Origin of the sequence: Pseudomonas sp. ICMP 460 (assembly GCF_002723595.1) — a bacterium.
GTDB lineage: Bacteria > Pseudomonadota > Gammaproteobacteria > Pseudomonadales > Pseudomonadaceae > Aquipseudomonas > Aquipseudomonas kitaguniensis.
Map to the genome: position 1 here is coordinate 1 of NZ_LKBR01000051.1, position 1,526 is coordinate 1,526.

Here is a 1,526-nt window from a genome sequence, read left to right on the forward strand (position 1 = left end):
CTGCGATCACTAACGTGACCGGCGGCGCACATTTCGAGAACCTGGTGCCTGGCACCACGCCGGTTAGCACTACCGTGACCGATACACCGGGCACTACCGACACCACCACCGTTACGCTGACCGCGCCAAGCGCAGTCAACGAAGGCGGCCAGATCACCTACACCGCCACCTTGAGCAACAAGGCGGGCAGCGATGTCACGCTGAAATTGGATAACGGCTCGTCCATTATCATCAAGGCAGGCAATACCGTTGGCAGCGTGACCGTCCCGGCGCCAAGCGATGACGTGTTCATCGACAAGAGCACGCAAACCGTCAAGATCACCGACGCTACTGGCGGTAACTTCACCGTTGGCAGCGTGACCGTCCCGGCGCCAAGCGATGACGTGTTCATCGACAAGAGCACGCAAACCGTCAAGATCACCGACGCTACTGGCGGTAACTTCGAAAAACTCGACGTTGCAGGCAATGGCGCCACCACTACGATCAACGACACCATCGACAAGGTTGATGTGGTTCTGACTGCTACCACCACGGTTGGCGAAGGCGGCAATATCGTTTACACCGCCAGCCTTGTGGATAAAAACGGCGCGCTGGTGAGCAACATCACCAACCCGTTGACGGTGACGTTGGACAACGGCAAAACCATCACCATCGGTGTTAATCAGTCCAGCGGCAGTGTCACCGCCGTGGCGCCGAACGATGTGTACAAAGGCGACCAAACTGTCACCACTGCGATCACTAACGTGACCGGCGGCGCACATTTCGAGAACCTGGTGCCTGGCACCACGCCGGTTAGCACTACCGTGACCGATACACCGGGCACTACGGATCTCACCACTGTCACGCTGACCGCGCCAAGCGCAGTCAACGAAGGTGGCCAGATCACTTACACCGCGACCTTGAGCAACAAGGCGGGCAGCGATGTCACGCTGAAATTGGATAACGGCTCGTCCATTATCATCAAGGCAGGCAATACCGTTGGCAGCGTGACCGTCCCGGCGCCAAGCGATGACGTGTTCATCGACAAGAGCACGCAAACCGTCAAGATCACCGACGCTACTGGCGGTAACTTCGAAAAACTCGACGTTGCAGGCAATGGCGCCACCACTACGATCAACGACACCATCGACAAAGTTGATGTGGTTCTGACTGCTACCACCACGGTTGGCGAAGGCGGCAACATCGTTTACACCGCCAGCCTTGTGGATAAAAACGGCGCGCTGGTGACTAACATAACCAACCCGTTGACGGTGACGTTGGACAACGGCAAAACCATCACCATCGGCGTCAACCAGTCCAGCGGCAGCGTCACCGCCGTGGCGCCAAACGATGTGTACAAAGGCGACCAAACTGTCACCACTGCGATCACTAACGTGGCCGGCGGCGCACACTTCGAGAACCTGGTGCCTGGCACCACGCCGGTTAGTACCACCGTGACCGATACACCGGGCACTACCGACACCACCACCGTTACGCTGACCGCGCCAAGCGCAGTCAACGAAGGCGGCCAGATCACCTACACCGCC

General features: G+C 58.4%; 1 protein-coding gene. It reads left to right on the forward strand.

From position 1 onward, the window contains the following. A partial coding sequence (locus AO240_RS23795) for an immunoglobulin-like domain-containing protein (protein ID WP_371918672.1) occupies positions 1-1,526 on the forward strand: 1,526 nt, incomplete at both ends.